An 18,559-nucleotide genomic window follows, 5' to 3' on the forward strand; every position below is an offset into this window, starting at 1 on the left:
GCAAAAGAATAAAACAACGCTCTTTTATGCTTAAAATTCCGCATGATCCCGGTTCTAATTACTCTTGAAACGAAATGTCTCCTCCAGTACATATCATACAATAAGTACGATCTTGTTATGTTGCAATAAAAACGGTTTGCGCTACACTACTTTTTTGTTTTGCATCAAATTGTGCAGCTACAGCAGTTCGCAGGAACTACTGGTTTATTAAAGCGGGAACCGCAGCAGCTTCCTCGTGATTGTCTAATATTTCATACGCTGAATTCATACTCTTAAATTCGGGTACTATCTTTTTCATTTGCGCTACCATTTCCTCATTGCCAAACAAATTAGCAATACTGATTAATTCCTCAACATCGGCGTGCAGCTTTTCAAACTCTTCCTGAATTTCCTGTGCAATCATGATTTTAGCATGGTGTGTGGGAATCGATTTAGAGGTATCATTGAGCAATTCCTCGTATAATTTCTCCCCGGGACGCAACCCTACAATTTGAATTTTAATATCTTTTTCTGGAATAAATCCCGCTAACTTAATCATCTTTCGAGCCAAATCAATAATTTTCACCGGTTTTCCCATATCAAAAATATAAATCTCCCCTCCATTTCCCATTGCCCCGGCTTCCAGCACTAGTTGACAGGCCTCCGGGATTGTCATAAAATACCGAATAATATCCTTATGGGTGATGGTCAGCGGCCCTCCTTCGGCAATTTGTTTTGTAAACAACGGCACAACAGAGCCATTGGATCCCAAAACATTGCCAAAACGTGTTGTAATAAATTTGGTTGCTTCCGCCCCTTTCTCCAACTGATCTTTCATCTGCAGGGACTGCACATATTTTTCGGCGATCCGCTTGCTGGCTCCCATTACATTGCTGGGATTTACCGCTTTATCCGTAGAGACCATCACAAATTTCTTTACGTTATAGCGACACGATAAATCGGCTACGTTTTTGGTCCCTTCAATATTAGTAAATATAGCCTGACAGGGATTTTCTTCCATCAGCGGAACATGTTTATAAGCGGCAGCATGATAGACAACCTGCGGACGGTAGGCTTTAAAGATTTCATCCATCGCCTGTCTGTTTCTGATATCTCCTATTACCGTACGTATTTTTACTGTGGCGCTTATGTTTTCGGTTTCCAGTTTTAAATGATGCAATGGGGTCTCCGCCTGATCCAGAATAATAATCTTCTTAGGATTAAACACCAATATTTGTCGGACAATTTCACTTCCTATAGAGCCTGCTGCACCTGTAATCAAAACTACCTTATCCTTTAATTGTTTCGATATGGCTTTATTGTCCAGCACTATCGGTTTTCGCTCCAACAAATCTTCAATTTGTATGGTTTTTACTTTTTGGGAAATTTCCTTTTGATTTTCCCAATCGGAGATCAGAGGAACGGTAAATACTTTATAATTATACTCCAGACACTGATCTACGATCACAATCTGTTCTTCTTTAGACAAACTTTTATCCGCTATAATGACACTTTCGGCACCTATAGAACGCATTAGTGTAGGCAACTTTTTCTTTTGCACCAAAATCGGCAGATTCAACATACGCTTCGATGCATTTTGATTGTTCTTATCTACAAATCCGACTATTTTAAAGCGCGATGGCGTTTCAAATTTCAGCGCATTCGCTACCGAAATCGCATTGGCATCGGTCCCATAAATTATGGTTCGTATCAATTTACTGTTGTTTTTTTCTGAAAAATAAAACTCAAACGTTTGCTTCACGACCACTCGGTATAAAAACAGGCCACAAAAAGAAAGTACAATATTGATAAAAAGGGCTGTATTTAGGAATGCTTTCTGTTTGAAAAAAATTTCGAAAAGAAAATTAAAGATAAAAAAAATAATCAGCACGGAAATTTGTGAAAATAACAACTTGACCGCATCAATATTAGAAGAGTGCCTGATGATTCCGGAATAGGTTCTGAAAAGCCAAAAGAAAAACAAATTAGTCGCAAAAAAACCGGCAATTAAAATTGTGCTGTGGTCGGTAATAATATAATCCATTCCTGTTCCTTTAAAGATCAGAAAAGTAAACACAAAGGAGGTGGAAAGCACCATAAGGTCAATTAATATGATGATCCATCGGGGCAAATAACCCAAATTATGCATACTCAGCATTCGGTTTATTCTTGAAAAGAATTTAGAATTAAATCGGGTTGCATTTATGTTGGTTTCCGGGTTCAAAATTTCTTGGTTTTAGGTTAGATGCGCGCAACGAAATTGACGTCAAAGATATGAAATAAAACTTTTTCTTACACGAACTATTTTTTTTAAGACGAACAAAAAGACTATTCCGTGTGTGTTTCATCAATAAAAATAGAGGTGTATTGTTTTTCTTAGTACAATTATTCTTGGTTTATATTTGTTTTGTATTTTTTCTGCTGGATCGATCGTTTTCATAAATATAATGGATGTTGTGAAGAGTGAAGAGTGAAGAGTGAAGAGTGAAGAGTGAGAAAGTGAATTGAGGAAATCTGTTTAGTACGAGGCCAAACTATTTAAAACGGCTTTTCTTTTTGTTATTTCAATGAAGGAGACCCGAACGCTGTGTTCAAACAAGCGAAGCACATCTTATAGGAAGTTTTTTACCACGGATTGCACTGATTTAAACTCTGAAACAAAGTCATTCGCATAGGTAACATTTTTTCTGGAAACAAATATTTCATCATAGTCAAATCGCCCTTTATTGATCAACATAACATAAGAGTAGTTCTTTATATGACTCGTCAATATACCCGAAATTATGATTGTCCCTAAAAATAAAAAATGAAACAGAATACTTACATTAAAAAAGGCTTCTACTTTTAAAGACAATACAATCAGGAAAACCAAAATCAAAATATTGAGTGTATAATTTCTATTTTTTACTAGTCTCACATTTGTAATTTGGTTTGGATGCAGTATGACTTTTTCTCTACCAGTATTAAAAATTACTTTCGATTCTAAAATTAAAAAAAGAGCATTTTGCTCTATAATTTTTTCCGTATGATTATAAAACTTATCCGTATCTTCCATTTTGTACAGCAATAAAATTTATATATTCTTACCAAAAACAGCTTACTATACCTAAATAAAATTCATTGCCCCCAATAAACCTTTTGCAAGCTGCTTGGCAAGAGAAATCCAAATCTAAAACGAATATAAAATGTTAAATTTGATTTATTATTTTTTACTCTATAATTTCAAAAAAAATACTAATGGTTTATATTTAGCGAAAAGGAAAGAAGATTGAGGAAGGAGTCCCGAGAGCTGTGTTCGAATAAACGAAGCAAATCAAATAACGTGTCTTTTTTAACACAGATTACACCAATTTTCACAGATTATTTTTTGAATGGGAAGAGGAACTCAGTCCCAACTATTATAGAATGTCGTATTAAAAATAGAGAAAATGACGCAACAGATTGCTATTAAACTACTGTTTACAATAGTGCTTCTTTTGACTTTATGACTTTTAAACTTTCGACCTACTTAAGTAACAAATACTATGTAGTGTATTAAAAATAGAAAAAATTACGCAACAGATTGATATTACACTACTTTTTATAATAGTGCTTCTTTTGACTTTATGACTTTTAAACTTTCGACTTACTTAAGTAACAATCTAATTTAAAGCTGTTTTACTTAAAGTTAATTCTTTTGACTTTACGACTTTTAAACTTTCGACTTTCTTATTCCCGCTGTGGCTAAATTATTCGGAAATTTTGTTTTGGACTGCAGCTATCACTATCCGTACTGCATCGAATATGTGCCCCTTTTACGCAAACAAATTAAGTATGGCTGTTTTTATTCTGTTTCTGTCATCGACTGTCAAATTAGAACCGGAAGGCAGACACAACCCATTTTCGAATAAGGTTTCAGCAACAGTAGTGCCGTAATACGGGTATTTTTCAAAAATAGGTTGCAAATGCATCGGCTTCCACAAAGGCCGTGATTCTATATTTTCTGTTTCCAGTGCCAATCGCATGGTTTCCCTAGTCATTCCATTGGCCTTTTCAGGATCAACTAAAATGGCACTCAACCAATAATTGGCAAAATAATCAGTGTTGGGAACCGTAAAAACAGTCACACCGGGGATTTCTTTAAAAATAGTGGCATAAAAATCATGCATCAGCCTGCGTTGTTCCACATGATCATCCAAGACTTCCATTTGGCCCCGACCAATGCCAGCACAAATATTACTCATGCGATAATTGTATCCTATTTCAGTATGCTGGTAATGCGGCGCAGCATCTCTGGATTGGGTAGCAAAAAAAATGGCTTTTTCTTTAAGCGCTGCTGTAGGTGTCACAATTGCTCCACCGCCTGATGTGGTGATAATTTTATTGCCATTAAAAGACAATACGCCAATATCGCCAAAAGTACCACATTTTTGTCCCTTGAAACTGCTCCCCAAAGCTTCGGCACTGTCCTCTAGAATTGGAATTTCATAGGCATCTGCAACAGCACGAACCGCTTCTATTTGATACGGCACGCCATACAAGTGGACGGCTATAATGGCTTTGGGTTTGGTCCCTTTGGCTATTTCACTGACAATAGCTTCCTCGAGTGCTATAGGACATAAATTCCAAGTATCCCATTCGCTGTCAATAAATACGGGAGTTGCACCTTGGTAGAGAATAGGGTTTGCCGAGGCCGAAAACGTCATGCTCTGACACAGTACGATATCTCCAGCTTGCACGCCTAGCAAAATAAGTCCCAAATGAATGGCTGCTGTTCCGGAACTCAAAGCACCAACGGCTGCATCATTGCCTAAATAGGATTCTAAATCCTGTTCCATCCCTGTAACATTTGGTCCTAACGGAGCAACCCAATTCGTATCAAAAGCTTCCTGTACGTATTTTTGTTCAGTTCCGCCCATATGTGGAGACGAAAGCCATATTTTTGAATTATTCATGTTCTCTGTTGTATTTTATAATTTTACCTGGATTTCCTACCACTACGGCATAATCCGGAACGTCACTAATAACAACAGCTCCGGCTCCAATTGTTGCCCATTTTCCAATTTTAATTCCTTGAATTACTATCGCTCCCATACCTATATGTGTTCCTTCGCCTACGGTAACACCACCGGCAAGAGCCGCATTGGGTGAAACATGAACAAAGTCACCTATTTTGCACTCGTGTTCAATTATTGCTGCAGTATTAATGATGCAATGCTGTCCAATGAACGCGTCCGGGTTTATTACAGCTGCGGCCATGATCACCGTCCCTCCGCCTACAGTGGCATGAGCAGAAACTACGGCTTTAGCATGCACGGCAATTGGGTACGCTGCAGCTAAATGTGTTACAATTTTTTTTCTGGTGCCGTTATCCCCCACGGAAACGATAATATTTTTATCCGAAAAAGTTTCAAACTCCTTTGTATTAAAAACAGGAATACCATAAAGCTCGTCCTGATTGGGATGATCATCTACTATTCCATTGATTGTCAATTGTTGTGTAGAAGCTATCGTATCAATTATAACTTTGCAATGTCCGCTGGCCCCATATAAATACATATCAATTTCCTTTGAATGGTTCTGTTGTTGCTGTATTTTCAGTATTTATTCCTTCTCGAACAAGTACTTTTTTCAAGGTTAAAAAAAATATTTTTAAATCCAACATGAAAGACAAGTGACCCACATACCATACATCATAGTCGAATTTTTGTTCCCAGCTGATTGCATTACGGCCATTTACTTGCGCCCATCCTGTAATTCCCGGCCTTACTTCATGCCTTCTATTTTGAAAATCAGAATAAAGTTCTAGATATTGTGGCAATAATGGTCTTGGCCCTATTAAACTCATTTCTCCTTTCAATACATTAAGCAATTGGGGAATTTCATCCAATGACGTTTTACGCACAAAAATCCCTATTTTCGTCAATCGTTCTCCATCAGGCAATAAAGCGCCCTCACTGTCTTTTTTGTCATTCATCGTTTTAAACTTGATGATATTAAAAAGTCGTCCCTTTTTGCCGGGACGCAGTTGAAAGAAAAAAGGTTTGCCATTGTTGGCAGTAGTTAAACCTATAATGACAAATAACAATAGTGGACTTAAAATGAGTAATCCTAAAAGTGCTATGCTAAAATCTAATATTTTTTTGAAATAGGCTTTATACATTTCTATAAGATTTTTTGTATTTCTGATGCATACTCTTTTGCTAATTCCCCTCTATCAAAGTGCTTTTTAGCAAAGTTATAGCCATTTATTCCCATCTGATTTAATTCATTCTTGTCCTTTGTTAATAATTCTAATACGCCACTCACAATTGCATTAGTATTTTCGGGTTCTACATATACACCACATTTTGCATCATTTAATAGTTCCCTGGAAACGCCATCAATAGCCAATAAAATTGGTTTTTTACACGACATATAATCAAATGATTTATTTGAGTAAATGGTTTTGAAGGTATCAACCTTCTTTAAAACAGATGCTCCAACATCTGACGCTAAAATATATTTAAACACCTCTTTTTTGGATACAGAATCTCTAAAAACAACATTTTTTAAATTCCTTTTGCTCACTTCCTTTAATAATTCCTCTTTTTTCATTCCAGCACCAATCAATTGAAAAATCACGTTGGTTTCCGTTAATTTTTCTGCAGCATCTATCAATTGAATTAAATGGTTTGCAACACCATGCGCACCCACGTAGGTTATTACAAATTTGCCCTCCAAACCCAAATCCTTTTTGAATTTAGCAGCGTCAAAATCCTGATCTATTTTTTCAGCCAAACAAAAATCGGCTGCATTTGGAATAAATATCACCTTATCCTTTGGCACTTTCTTTTCATTGATTAATTTGTCTCTAAAAGCAGGCGTTAATACATTAATCAATGTTGCTTTTTTATAGATAAATTTCTCGAACCAAAAAGCGAATTTAATAATGCCCCTATTTTTTAATACACCTGTATCTATAGCTGATTCCGGCCATAAATCTCGAATTTCAAACACAAATGGGAGTCGTTTTATTTTAGAAAGCACATAGGCCGTAATCCCCACAAATAAAGGTGGAGAAGTCACCACAATAACATCATATTTTCCTTTAATTTTAAATAACCCCGCATAGATACTAGAAAAAACAAATGAAAAATAGGCCCATAATCTGCCTGCAAAATTGGTATTGTAACTTTCCGAAACATGACAGCGAACCACATCTACATTTCTATAAAACTGATTTTCTATAACAATAAACTTTCCTTTATATTTCAAGGATTTTTCCCCTGTAGCATAGTGAACCATTCCGGACAGCACTGTAATTTCATGACCTTGAGCAGACCAGACTTGTGTCATTTCGTTGAATCGAGAACCTCCACCATCTCCCTTCTCCAAAAAATATTGATGAATTAATAAAATCTTCATTTCTATTGATCTTTTTCTTTATAAAGCAATGTTGTTTTTATTTTATCTTTAAACAGCAATGCTGTTGCTTTTCCACTTTTCTTTTGTCCGTATCCTTGGGAATTATAAGAGATCTTTTGTTCTTCTGTAACCTCTTCATTTGTTTCTGTAACTGCATTTAGCTGCCAAAGATAATCATCATGGTGCCAAATTTGACTTTTTATTAATCCTTCCGTTTTTGCAACCTCATCGGTTACTTCCCAAGCTTGTTTCTCTTTATTTATTTTTATGATTCTTGTATGGGCGCACTTCGGATTTATAAAACGAAAACCACTGATAGTTCCTTCAAAAATATAATCATTTTCAGTTTCTGTCCAACTTGCGTTTAACGCTTGTGACCAATAATACCAAATAAAGCGATTTCCTTTCAACATTTGGGAATTGTTAGCTACCAATACGGTATTATGGCTGATAGAGCCTGTAAAATAATCCTGATACTTTTTTTCTGTATTGTATTTATAGGTTCCTGAATCTCTTAATACATTATTCCCTTTTATCCAAACATCCAAATGCAGGTTATCGGCGTGAGAAGGTCTGTCTTTATGATTTCCACATCTAATAAAAGTGAATGATTTATTTGTTCTGCAACAATAGTAACCACCATTTTGAAAAACCATTGCTCCAACTTGTTTTTTTAAAGGTTGTTTTCTTTTTAAATCATTTATTTCAGTTTGACACCAATTGTAATCTTCATTGATATTTTCGTCGAAATATAATTTTTCTTTTGTTAAAATGCGATGGAGGGTATTTAATTGAGGTCTATAATCTCTAAAAGCAGTATTGGAAAACGAAAAAAACAGCGCCCCATCATTTGCTCCATAATTGGGTAACTCACCATTTTCTTCCTGAAGACATTGATACAAAAAGTTTAAACTTTTATACGCTTTTATATAGAATTCCTCTGAAAATGGTTTTTTGTGCAGTTCGGTAACTGAAATTCCTAAAGAAAATAACTGTACTAACACCCTATGATAATTCATGCTAAACTGCAAAAAAGTACCATCTTCATATACCTGATAAGCCACTTCCTGCTCTAACCATTTTCGTCCCTCTTTCGCCCACTTTTTTGTTTCCGGGATATATGGAAATAACAGTTCGCTTATTGTCAATGCTACGGTTTCGGTTATGGCATGGTTGTTTCGAACCGCAATTCTCGAAAAATCGATGTGATGATACACATGATGCAGCGACCAATAAATAGTGTTCTGGATTTTATTCCAAAGTTCTTCGGTTAAAGCATCTGAATTTTTATAAAATGTCAAAGCATACATCCAATTGAACAATCGCAATGAAATTTCCTGGCTACATTTCCAATTGGGTCCCTGATTAATGGGATTGGCATCTATCCAACTTTCAATTTCAGAAAAAACAAAAACGGAATGATCATCATCAAAATGATAATCATATCTCATTATGGTTAAAACATGGGGAAATCTGGATTTTTCCCAAACATATTTTATGTCTCCATTCGCAGAGTTAAAGTCATTTATTTCCGACCAATGTTTGGTGCCGTCGTATTTAAATCCTGTTTCAGGATTGGTAGTCCAGTCATAATTTAAACCCAAATTTTTCCATTCTGAACTAAAAAAACAAATTTCTCCATTCAAAATTTTACGTACTGAATCTTTTAGAGATCCATTTGGATTTTTAGAAAACGATATCGATTCTCGTTCCTTGATTATAAAAGGAATATCGAGTTTTTTCCAATCTTGGAGCGACATAAAACATTTATTTTGAGGGTTTACCGGATGCTTTTTCTTCAACAACCCCATTCGCTTCTCCAATTCATGTCGAATTCTGTAGGAGGTATAACGGATTCCCATATTTTGAAACAGTTGATACGCTAATTTAATATTCAATTGGTTTACTTTTTAATTACAATTCAATCCATTGATTAGTTTTCAAACTTTTGATAGCGGCAAATGATGCTTTTGTCGTATTTATAATTTCTTCAAATGGAATCAAAGCAGACCCACCATTTTTGGTTTGATTGATTAATTTATGAAATTGGTTTTTATGACCTTTATCTAATTTGGTTTTCAACTTTGAAAAACCTTTAAATCCAAAACCCTCTGTTTTTCTGAAATTATCCATAACCAAAGTTCTATCTTGTGAATAAACCTCAACACGTTCTTTCGAATAGGCTTTTGAACCATTGGAAAAATAATTAATAACCCCTGTAGAACCATTTTCATATTTCAATAAAATAGTCGCATTATCTGTGTTTTCTTCTGGATTTACACCCATAGCATTCATGCAAACAGCTTTGACTTTGCTCCCTGTCAGATAGGTTATTAAATCAATAAAGTGACAAGCTTCTCCAATGATTCTTCCTCCTCCAACTTCCCTATCATGAACCCAGACATTTGCTGGAATATTCCCTGCATTCATCGTGGCAATTACATTCATTTGAGAAGTTCCCAACAATGATTTCATTTTTTCAGCATGCGGAGAAAATCTTCTGTTGAAACCAACCATAACCGTTTTGCCGGACTTTGCCTGAGCTCCAATTACCTCATTTAATTCCTGTTCATTTAGCGCCAATGGTTTTTCGACAAAAACGTGCTTGTTTGCTTCCAGACATTTTATGGTCATTTCGGCATGAAGGTTGTGGCGTGTGGTGATTAAAACTAAATCAACTTCACTATCTTTTAATACATCATCAACATTAGTGGTGGAATGAGAAAACCCATATTTTTGAGCCATAGCCGTGCCGCTAACGCCTCCCTTACTGGCAATATATTTATAATTGGCACCACTCCCTTTTAAAGCTGGAAGCATTGTCATTTTTGTAAAATTGCCAGCACCTATAATTCCGATACCACCTTTTTGGCCCGTATAATTGGCTTCTTTTAATTGAATGGTATTTTGAGGTGCGATGTCTGTTTCATTGTATTTTAAAATGGAAGCTATTGATTTACTTGAACCTATTTCTCCATAAATTTCCAAATAGTTATCCAATGGAATTACTTCAGTAATCATTTCTGTCACTTGCAATTTTCCTGTAGAAATAGACTGTAGAATGGCTTCAAAATTTCTTTTTTCTGTCCATCTTACAAATGCTAAAGGATAGTCAATTCCTCTATTTTCATAATTCTCATCATATCGTCCTGGTCCATAGGAACAAGAAACTTGAAACGATAATTCTTTTTCGTAAAACTCAGCCCTACTTAAACTTAATCCAATAACACCCACCAAAATAATGCGTCCTCTTTTGCGTGACATTTTGGCCGCTTGTGAAATAATTTCATCCGTTTTTGCAGAAGCTGTTATTATAACTCCATCAGCACCACTTCCGTTGGTGTTTTCTTCAACAAATTTTACAATATCTCCATTTCTGGGATTAAAAGGAATAATTCCCCACTGTTTAGCCAGAGCTAATTTGCTTTCGTCTATATCTACACCAATAACTTTGCAACCATTGGCTACTAATAATTGCGCTGTCAATAATCCTATTAAACCTAAACCAGTAACAACTATGGTTTCACCAAGTGTTGGATTTAACAATCGAATGCCTTGTAAACCAATTGAACCTATAACCGTAAAAGCTGCTTGTTCATCAGACACATTATCTGGAATATGAGCTACCAAGTTTTTAGGAATAGAAACAAATTCTGCGTGTTGCCCGTTTGACGCAACTCTATCTCCTACTTTAAACTCACTAACCCCTTCGCCAACGGCTATTACTTTTCCTACATTGCAATACCCTAAGGGCAGAGGCTCGCCTAACTTATTAAAGACAGCTTCTAAGGTTGGAATTAGTCCTTCTGTTTTTATTTTATCCAAAACCTGTTTGACCTTGTCCGGTTGTTGTCTCGCTTTAGATATTAAATTTGATTTACCAAACTCCACCAACATCCGCTCTGTCCCTAATGAAACCAAAGAACGGGTGGTTTGTATTAATACAGTTCCTCTGGCTACTTGGGGCGCTGGAACTTCTTCTAATATGGTTTGTCCTGTTTTAAAGGATTGTATGATCTGTTTCATTTTAATAATTTAATTATTTCATCAATTTCATTTGATATTTTTAATTCACTTTTTTTTAGATTTTCATTTTTAGAAATTTCAATAATTGAATCAGCGATAGAGTCGGAATTATAAGGATCAAAAACCATAGTTGGAATAATAACATCAGTAACATAAGGTAAATCAGCGGCCAATACAAAACAATTAGCTTGACAAGCTTCTATTAATCCTAAGCCAAGACTTTCCAATAGTGAGGGATATATTAAAAACTTTGATTTATTATATAATTTTTCCGGATTACAAAAGCCATGGTTTATAATCTTAATTTTTTTATTTTTTAGTATGTTTATTTTATCTATTAAACATTGAAAATCAGAAGTTATTGTTACGTTAAGCACGGGATAATATTCTCGTTCTGCAAGAATTTCCCACGCTTTAAATAATTTTAAATGATTTTTGTGTGTATTACCATTACTAACATAGACAAATGAATTTTTATCCTTTATTATAGTGTTTTTATAATTATCTTCTTTAAAAAAAGGATGCTTTAAAACTTTTTGAATTTTAACGTTAAGTTCTTTACTTACTAATTTTTGTACTGTCAAAGTTTGAACTACATAAAAATTTGTATTCTTTGATAATACTTGAATTAAACATTTTTTAATTTTTTTTATAATTTTTTCTTTATAACTATAATTTCTGGGCTGAACCAACAATGATACATTATGAAAATAAGTAAAAACTATAGCTCTATTTAATTTTACTGGTGGAGCAATATTTCCAAAACAAAATATTTTTTCAAATTCTTCTTTGTTCTTTATATAAAATTTTAAACGATTTAGAAATGATGCTTTTAAGTAAAGCTTTCGATTTGCAGGAATATCCTTAAAGTCATTTTCACAGCGTTTATCAAAAAGATAAAACACATTTAAACTAGACTTTTCAAATTCTTCAACAAGATAGTATAATAAAACTTTACCACCACTATTATTTATATATAAGGCATCTATAAGGATCATATATTCTATATTAATTGCAGAAGGCTATTTATTGAAATATTCGGAGTAATATGCAAACCTAATTCTCGACTTTTACATGAAAAAACATATAATTCATTATCATTCATGTTAATCATTTTTATTAAGGCTTGTTTCATCTCAATTATATCATTGGCTTTAACTTTAAATCCATTATAACCATTTATCACGAAATGTGGCGCTGCTCCACAAATATCAGTACAAACAATAGGCAATCCTGAAACAGCGGCTTCATGAATCACTAAAGCCCAAGGTTCCTTTAAGGAGGGCAAAATCAAACATCCTGAATTTTGTATTTCATGAATTAATTCTGCTTGATTCATATAATCTTTTATGATAATTGATTTATTACTTCTAAAACTATCTTTAAGAATACCATCTCCAATTAAAGTTAATGTCCAGTCTTTTTTATCTGAAATAGCATCCCAACCTTTAATTAAAATATCCAAACCTTTTTCAGCAGAAAATCTACCTATATAGATAAAATTTTTTGGGTATTTTTCTAATTTAACCTCGAGATTAATTTTACTAAACAAATCCACATCAGCGGTTAAAGAATTTAATATGATATTTTGTTTGGCATACCCTAATTTTCTTGCATATTCAAATTGATATAAACCAGCCACCCATATATGTGTAAAAGCTTTTTTTATATGAAATGGGCTTATCAATGCATTAATTCTCTGCCGTATTGTTCCATACCATTGCGTATCTGAATAACTTACAATAGGGACTTTGAGTATTTTGATTAATTTTTTTGCAATCCAAACATATTCTGGGATCATCCAACCTGCTACAACTACTATATCAGGATTATAGGATATAATATTAGCAAGAATTTCTTCCTTTTGTTTGTTTTTATAATCAGTTGTAACAAAATTATCAAGTACTGGAATGTTTGTATTAAATCTTGCGACATGATATGCTAAAATATCATATTCATGATCTTCTATAAGTTTGCGAATAGTAAGAACCTGATGCGGAACATAATCTATAATTAGAAAAACAGATTTCATTAATTTTATGATTTTTTAAATGACTATAACAGCACACTTCCTATAATATTAACTTAGTTCTAAAACCTGTTTAATCTTATCAGGTTGTTGTCTTGCTTTAGATATTAAATTTGATTTACCAAATTCAACAGGCATACTTTCTATACCCAATGATACTCATGAACATGTAGTTTGAATTAAAACACAACCTCTTTTAACTTGTGGAGCCGGTACCTCTTCTAATATTGTTTGTTCTGTTTTAAAGGATTGTTTGATTTGTTTTAAAGGATTGTATGATTTGTTTCATATATTTTTATAATTGATATAATGCTTTTCGTTCTTCTGAATTAGGATAATTGATTAAAACAGCCCTGTATTTGCCTTTAAAAACGAATAAACTCCCCGCAGAAACTCCAATAGTCTTATATCTACCTATAGCTTCCTTAATATCCTCTAACTTCCCTGCCCCGCCCAAAATTGTCATTGGCATTTCTGTCTGGTTCCTTATTAAATCGAATAATTTAAAATCGAAGCCTTCCATTTTTCCATCATTATCAACAGCGTTAATAACTAATTCTCCAATACCTATTTCGCTTAGTACTTTAAGAAAATCGTTTAATTTTATACTTGAAACTTTTTTTCCATTGTGTGTGACGATTTCGTACCCTCCAAACAGTTTTTTCTTTCTGATATCCAATACAACGACTACACTTTGAATACCTACCGCTTCCCCAATTTCCTTTAGTATTTTAGTATTATAAATTGCCGAAGTACTAAGCGCCACTTTTTCTGCTCCCAAGCTTATTATTTTTTTTGCTTGTTCTACAGTTGTCACACCTCCTCCATAACAAAAAGGCATCCTGCATTCAATGGCTAAGTTCTGGATTAATTCGAAATCAGGCCCACGTTGTTCAACCGTTGCATCAATATCAAGAACTATTAATTCATCTACTTCTTTCTCGTTGAATATTTTTACCGCATTTAGTGGATCTCCCACATATTTGGGGTCTTTAAAAATAGTGGTCTTTACTAATCCTTTTTTGTGAACTAGAAGACATGGGGTAATTCTCGATCTAAGCATTATAGTGTTGCAAAATTATGAAGTAAATTAATTCCATTATGGTGGCTTTTTTCAGGATGGAATTGTATTCCATAAACATTATCGTGGTTTATCGCAGAAGCAAATGATTTTCCGTAAGTGGTTGTAGTTAGAATATCCTCCTGATTTTCGCATTCAAAATAGTAAGAATGCAAAAAATAAAAACCCAATTCTGAATCTATATTTTGTAACAAGACATTTTGTCGCACTATTTCAATTGAATTCCATCCCAGATGTGGTAATCTAGGTTTTTGATTTAATAGCGATGCATCCATTTTCTTCACCTTTCCTTTGATATAACCTAATCCAGGAAGCTTGCCTTCCTCACTACTTTCGGCCAGTATCTGCATCCCAACGCATATTCCTATAATCGGAACTTTATTTTGCATAACTTCAGAATCCAAAACTTCCCGAAAACCAGTTTTATCCAGCATTGATATGGTCGCGTCAAATGCTCCAACCCCAGGTAAAAAAATTTTTTCTGCTCCTATCACTTCTTCCGGACTTTTGGCAATTTTATAATCGATTTTCAGCGTATCATAAATATTGCCTATTGCTCTAATATTACCAGAGCCATAATCAATTATTGTTATCATCTTTTTATTGATCTTTCTATACCTAAAAATTTAAGAATTTTAGCCCCTGTTTTAAACATCGACAACTGGTTTTTATAATCCCAATAAAACTTTTTTGGCGCCGTAAAATAACCGTTAAGCTCTTCTACTTTAATTCCTAATTTTGTGGCGATATATTTGAATTCCTCATCAATGGTTTCTGGATTAAAAGCAGGTTTCTTCATTTTCTCCAATGCCTCTTCTCTTTTTAATTGTCCTGTTAAAATTAAACTCGAGTACTGCACTCTTCTTGTATCGAAACCAAATCGTTCAGGCAACCAATATCCTTCATAAAATTTAGTGAATCGTGATTCAAAATGCTTTTGGGGATAAGGTGTCCAACCATAAGTTTCAGCAAGCATTTTCAAAGCATCTTCCTTTACATAGGGCATATAATTTAATGGTTTTACAACTTGAACTCCTTTAATATATCTCAAGTAAAATTTATGTTTTAAAACAGGACTGAATGGATAGGTTTCCATTTTATTGGTACTAAATTGTTTCCTTATGTCTCTTATCTGAGCCATATCTGTTCCATAATAAAGAAACTCCATTGGATTACGAACACATTCTGTAGAAATATTTCCACCATTTAATATGTACTTAATATTATATTTGTTAGCAAAATTGTAAAGTGTGGCCACAAATGCATGATCCTGTGGAATATCTAAATGTGGCACCCCTGATTTAAAAAAGGTCAATTGAAAATCTTTCATTTCCTCCCAATTGATTACTTCGGTATATAAATCAAGACCTAATTTATCAATCATCACCTGAATATTATGAACGGCCAATTCTGAGTTCCAACCTCCATCAACATGAAAAACCAATGGTCGTAACCCCAATTCCTTTACTGCCAAATGCAATAAATAGGAACTGTCCACGCCTCCACTCATACCCAAGATACAATCAAAATCTTTCCCTTCTCCTTCTTTTTTGATTTTTTCCACCACCGCTTCCATTTCGGCTCTACCCTTTTCATCGGTATGCCAATTGGGTTTCACGTTAGCATAAAAATCATTGCAATGGTCACATACTCCATCGTCATCAAAAACAATTTTTGAATCTGAAGTATCCATGACACAGTTGGTACATATTTGGTGTTGTCTATCTTGCATGGCTATCTTTAATTAATATAATTTCTATTTGTTCTTCGAATTGCAAAAATACTTCTTTCCAGTCAGGTAGAGTTTCAACGATTACTTTTCCTTTTCTTATCTTTTCTTCCAACTGTATTTTATCATCATCATAACGCTTCATCACATTTAAAATTGAATCAGGATCAAAAGGATCAAAATAAAAGGCAACATCATCGCATATTGCGTGGGCAAAATCCAAATCCGAGGTCAGTATGGGCTTTTCAAAAGCCATCGCTTCGATGTAAGGCAGTCCATATGACTCCAATAATGAAGGAAATAGCATTGCGTCGCATAATTTGTATAACAATGCTATTTCGTCACTTTTTAATTTGCCGACATTAAAGATACTGCATAAATTATTTTCTTTTACTTTTTCCAGAAAATCAACCGCAATTTCCTCATCAATAGTCAGGACAATTAAAAAAGGTAAACCTTTTTCTTCGATCAATCTTCCAAGTTTAAAAATTATTTGAAAATTTTTATGGGTGGCATAACCTGCTGGATATAAAAAATATTTTTTACCAACTGGAAGATTATAATTATTGTCACTTTGGAGAGGCAATGACATCCCCAACGGTGTAGAGATAATTTTTAAATCACTAATATCATATTTTTGGCGCAATCTCTGAGCAATGTTGGAAGTTTGGCAAATCGTCAATTTTACTTTATTAATATAATGATCTATCAAGAATACTTTGGTCTTTCTAATCAGGCGGTCCTTTGCCTTCATGCCTAGCCAGATGTATGGTTCAGCATAGACTGCATAAGCCCAATCAAAAAAAAATATTTGAGGTGTTTTTGTAGGAATTATTACATCCCCAAAATTAAAAATTAAATCTATTTTTAATTCATTTAATAACCTTGGAAATTTAAAAAAATACAATCCTATAAAAAAAATATTGTTTTTATAGATTTTTTTTATATCTACTACAATTAATTTTTCTTTTGAATAATTCTTGTATAATTGATAATTTGGTGTTAATACGTAATAAGTGTTCTTAAGTTCATTTTCAAACAATTTTACAATATAGTTGTCAAGAATATTTTTCCCCCCTCCAATACTTAAGTTTAGACCATTGATTAATATTTTTGCCATATATCTATTTTCTTAAAATGGATATAAAATTAGCGGCACTCGTTTTTACATTAATTCTGTTAGCTAATAAGCGACTGTTCAATCCCATTACAGCTAGTTCTTCTTCTGTCAAATCGGACATAGCCTTCATCTTAAGAGCTATATCTTCAGAATACTTACAACTAAAACCAAATCCATTAAACCCGTTAACAAAGAAAATAGGTTTAGATCCTACTTTATCGGATACTAATAAAGGTAAGCCCATAGAAGCAAATTCGTGAACCACTAAGCCCCATGGTTCATGTTTACTAGCCAACACGAATGCACCAGCGCTTCTGGCTAGTTCTTTAAGTTCAGATTCTGTAGAAAAAGATATATATTTAATATCTGTGCATGAATCAATAGTACTTTTTAAATTTCCATTACCAACGCAAACCAATCCCCAATTCCCCTTATGTACTTCTTTGTAGATTTTAAAGCCTTCCACTAATTTATCTATATTTTTTGCTTCTGATAATCGGCCTACATATAAAAAATATTTACGTTTCCCTTTGTCTGATTCTGTATTACAAGAAGCATCAAATGACTGTGTATTAGCAGAAAGCAGGTCAAATATTATCTTGGAATTCTTGAAACCTAATCGCTTTGCATATTCAAATTGATAAGGCCCAGCAACCCAAGCATGAGAAAAATATTTTTTATATAGTATTGGAAAGATTAAAACTGCTGCTTTTTGCCTTAAGGTTCCATACCAAATATCATCAAATCCCACTACAATAGGAATACCTTTCAGTTTCATTTGCATTGTAACTTTTAAATAATCTTTGTCCATCCATCCAGATATGTATATAATATCTGGATGGATCTTATTACATAACTCTAGAATAGCCTTATAATCGGTCTCAGATCTATTATAATATGAAACACCTTTAATTACTGGTGGTACATATGGTGTTAACTTCTTATGGTCCCAATGTATTACATGAACATCAGCATTGTAATTTTCAACATATTCATTAAATACATGGATTTGATATCCCATTAATTCAGAATATAAATAAAGTATTTTTAAATCACCCATTATTTATCTTACGTATAATTTTTATTGGATTTCCGCCAACAATTGTATTTTCAGCAACCTTTTTTTGTAAACAAATGAAACAAAGGAGTTAATATTTTTTTTTCAAATAACCGACAGTTCAAATTTAATGCCTTAGATTAATACAGAAC

Annotated in this window: 15 protein-coding genes; all 15 read right to left on the minus strand. The window is 33.7% G+C overall.

Annotation, left to right across the window (positions count from 1 at the left end):
- Positions 1-196 precede the first annotated feature (196 nt).
- The 15 genes from EKM00_RS11870 to EKM00_RS11945 all read right to left on the minus strand — a co-directional run bounded on the left by EKM00_RS11870 (position 197) and on the right by EKM00_RS11945 (position 18,410).
- Positions 197-2,203, minus strand: a complete 2,007-nt coding sequence (locus EKM00_RS11870) for a polysaccharide biosynthesis protein (protein WP_370453937.1) — start codon at positions 2,201-2,203, stop codon at positions 197-199.
- Between the two features lie 387 nt (positions 2,204-2,590).
- Positions 2,591-3,034, minus strand: coding sequence for a hypothetical protein (locus EKM00_RS11875; protein ID WP_126516330.1), 444 nt, complete (start codon positions 3,032-3,034; stop codon positions 2,591-2,593).
- A gap of 739 nt (positions 3,035-3,773) precedes the next feature.
- Complete coding sequence (locus tag EKM00_RS11880) at positions 3,774-4,913, minus strand: DegT/DnrJ/EryC1/StrS family aminotransferase (RefSeq protein WP_126516331.1); 1,140 nt, start codon at positions 4,911-4,913, stop codon at positions 3,774-3,776.
- Complete coding sequence (locus tag EKM00_RS11885; protein WP_126516332.1) at positions 4,906-5,517, minus strand: acetyltransferase; 612 nt, start codon at positions 5,515-5,517, stop codon at positions 4,906-4,908. The genes EKM00_RS11880 and EKM00_RS11885 overlap by 8 nt, the downstream gene beginning before the upstream one ends.
- A 1-nt stretch (position 5,518) precedes the next feature.
- The gene (locus EKM00_RS11890; protein WP_126516333.1) at positions 5,519-6,121 is read right to left on the minus strand and encodes a sugar transferase; all 603 of its coding nucleotides are present in this window, start codon (positions 6,119-6,121) and stop codon (positions 5,519-5,521) included.
- 2 nt (positions 6,122-6,123) lie between these two features.
- Positions 6,124-7,365 carry a glycosyltransferase family 4 protein gene (locus EKM00_RS11895; RefSeq protein ID WP_126516334.1) on the minus strand — a complete coding sequence of 414 codons (1,242 nt, stop codon included), beginning with the start codon at positions 7,363-7,365 and terminating at the stop codon, positions 6,124-6,126.
- 2 nt (positions 7,366-7,367) lie between these two features.
- A complete protein-coding gene (locus tag EKM00_RS11900; RefSeq protein ID WP_233592289.1) occupies positions 7,368-9,263 on the minus strand; it encodes a heparinase II/III domain-containing protein in 1,896 nt (631 codons plus the stop codon).
- A gap of 16 nt (positions 9,264-9,279) precedes the next feature.
- Positions 9,280-11,391 carry a bi-domain-containing oxidoreductase gene (locus EKM00_RS11905; protein ID WP_126516335.1) on the minus strand — a complete coding sequence of 704 codons (2,112 nt, stop codon included), beginning with the start codon at positions 11,389-11,391 and terminating at the stop codon, positions 9,280-9,282.
- A complete protein-coding gene (locus tag EKM00_RS11910) occupies positions 11,388-12,389 on the minus strand; it encodes a glycosyltransferase (RefSeq protein WP_126516336.1) in 1,002 nt (333 codons plus the stop codon). The genes EKM00_RS11905 and EKM00_RS11910 overlap by 4 nt, the downstream gene beginning before the upstream one ends.
- 5 nt (positions 12,390-12,394) lie before the next feature.
- Complete coding sequence (locus tag EKM00_RS11915; RefSeq protein ID WP_126516337.1) at positions 12,395-13,423, minus strand: glycosyltransferase family 4 protein; 1,029 nt, start codon at positions 13,421-13,423, stop codon at positions 12,395-12,397.
- A 292-nt stretch (positions 13,424-13,715) separates the two neighbouring features.
- A complete protein-coding gene (locus EKM00_RS11925) occupies positions 13,716-14,483 on the minus strand; it encodes an AglZ/HisF2 family acetamidino modification protein (protein ID WP_126516338.1) in 768 nt (255 codons plus the stop codon).
- Positions 14,483-15,097, minus strand: a complete 615-nt coding sequence (gene hisH / locus EKM00_RS11930; protein ID WP_126516339.1) for an imidazole glycerol phosphate synthase subunit HisH — start codon at positions 15,095-15,097, stop codon at positions 14,483-14,485. The genes EKM00_RS11925 and hisH overlap by 1 nt, the downstream gene beginning before the upstream one ends.
- Positions 15,094-16,233 carry an N-acetyl sugar amidotransferase gene (locus EKM00_RS11935; protein ID WP_126516340.1) on the minus strand — a complete coding sequence of 380 codons (1,140 nt, stop codon included), beginning with the start codon at positions 16,231-16,233 and terminating at the stop codon, positions 15,094-15,096. Before EKM00_RS11935 ends, hisH begins: the two co-directional genes overlap by 4 nt.
- Complete coding sequence (locus tag EKM00_RS11940; RefSeq protein ID WP_126516341.1) at positions 16,223-17,350, minus strand: glycosyltransferase; 1,128 nt, start codon at positions 17,348-17,350, stop codon at positions 16,223-16,225. Before EKM00_RS11940 ends, EKM00_RS11935 begins: the two co-directional genes overlap by 11 nt.
- Positions 17,351-17,354: 4 nt before the next feature.
- Complete coding sequence (locus EKM00_RS11945) at positions 17,355-18,410, minus strand: glycosyltransferase family 4 protein (RefSeq protein ID WP_126516342.1); 1,056 nt, start codon at positions 18,408-18,410, stop codon at positions 17,355-17,357.
- Between the last annotated feature and the right edge of the window lie 149 nt (positions 18,411-18,559).

It is taken from the genome of Flavobacterium sp. RSP15, assembly GCF_003968755.1.
In the GTDB taxonomy this organism is placed as follows: domain Bacteria; phylum Bacteroidota; class Bacteroidia; order Flavobacteriales; family Flavobacteriaceae; genus Flavobacterium.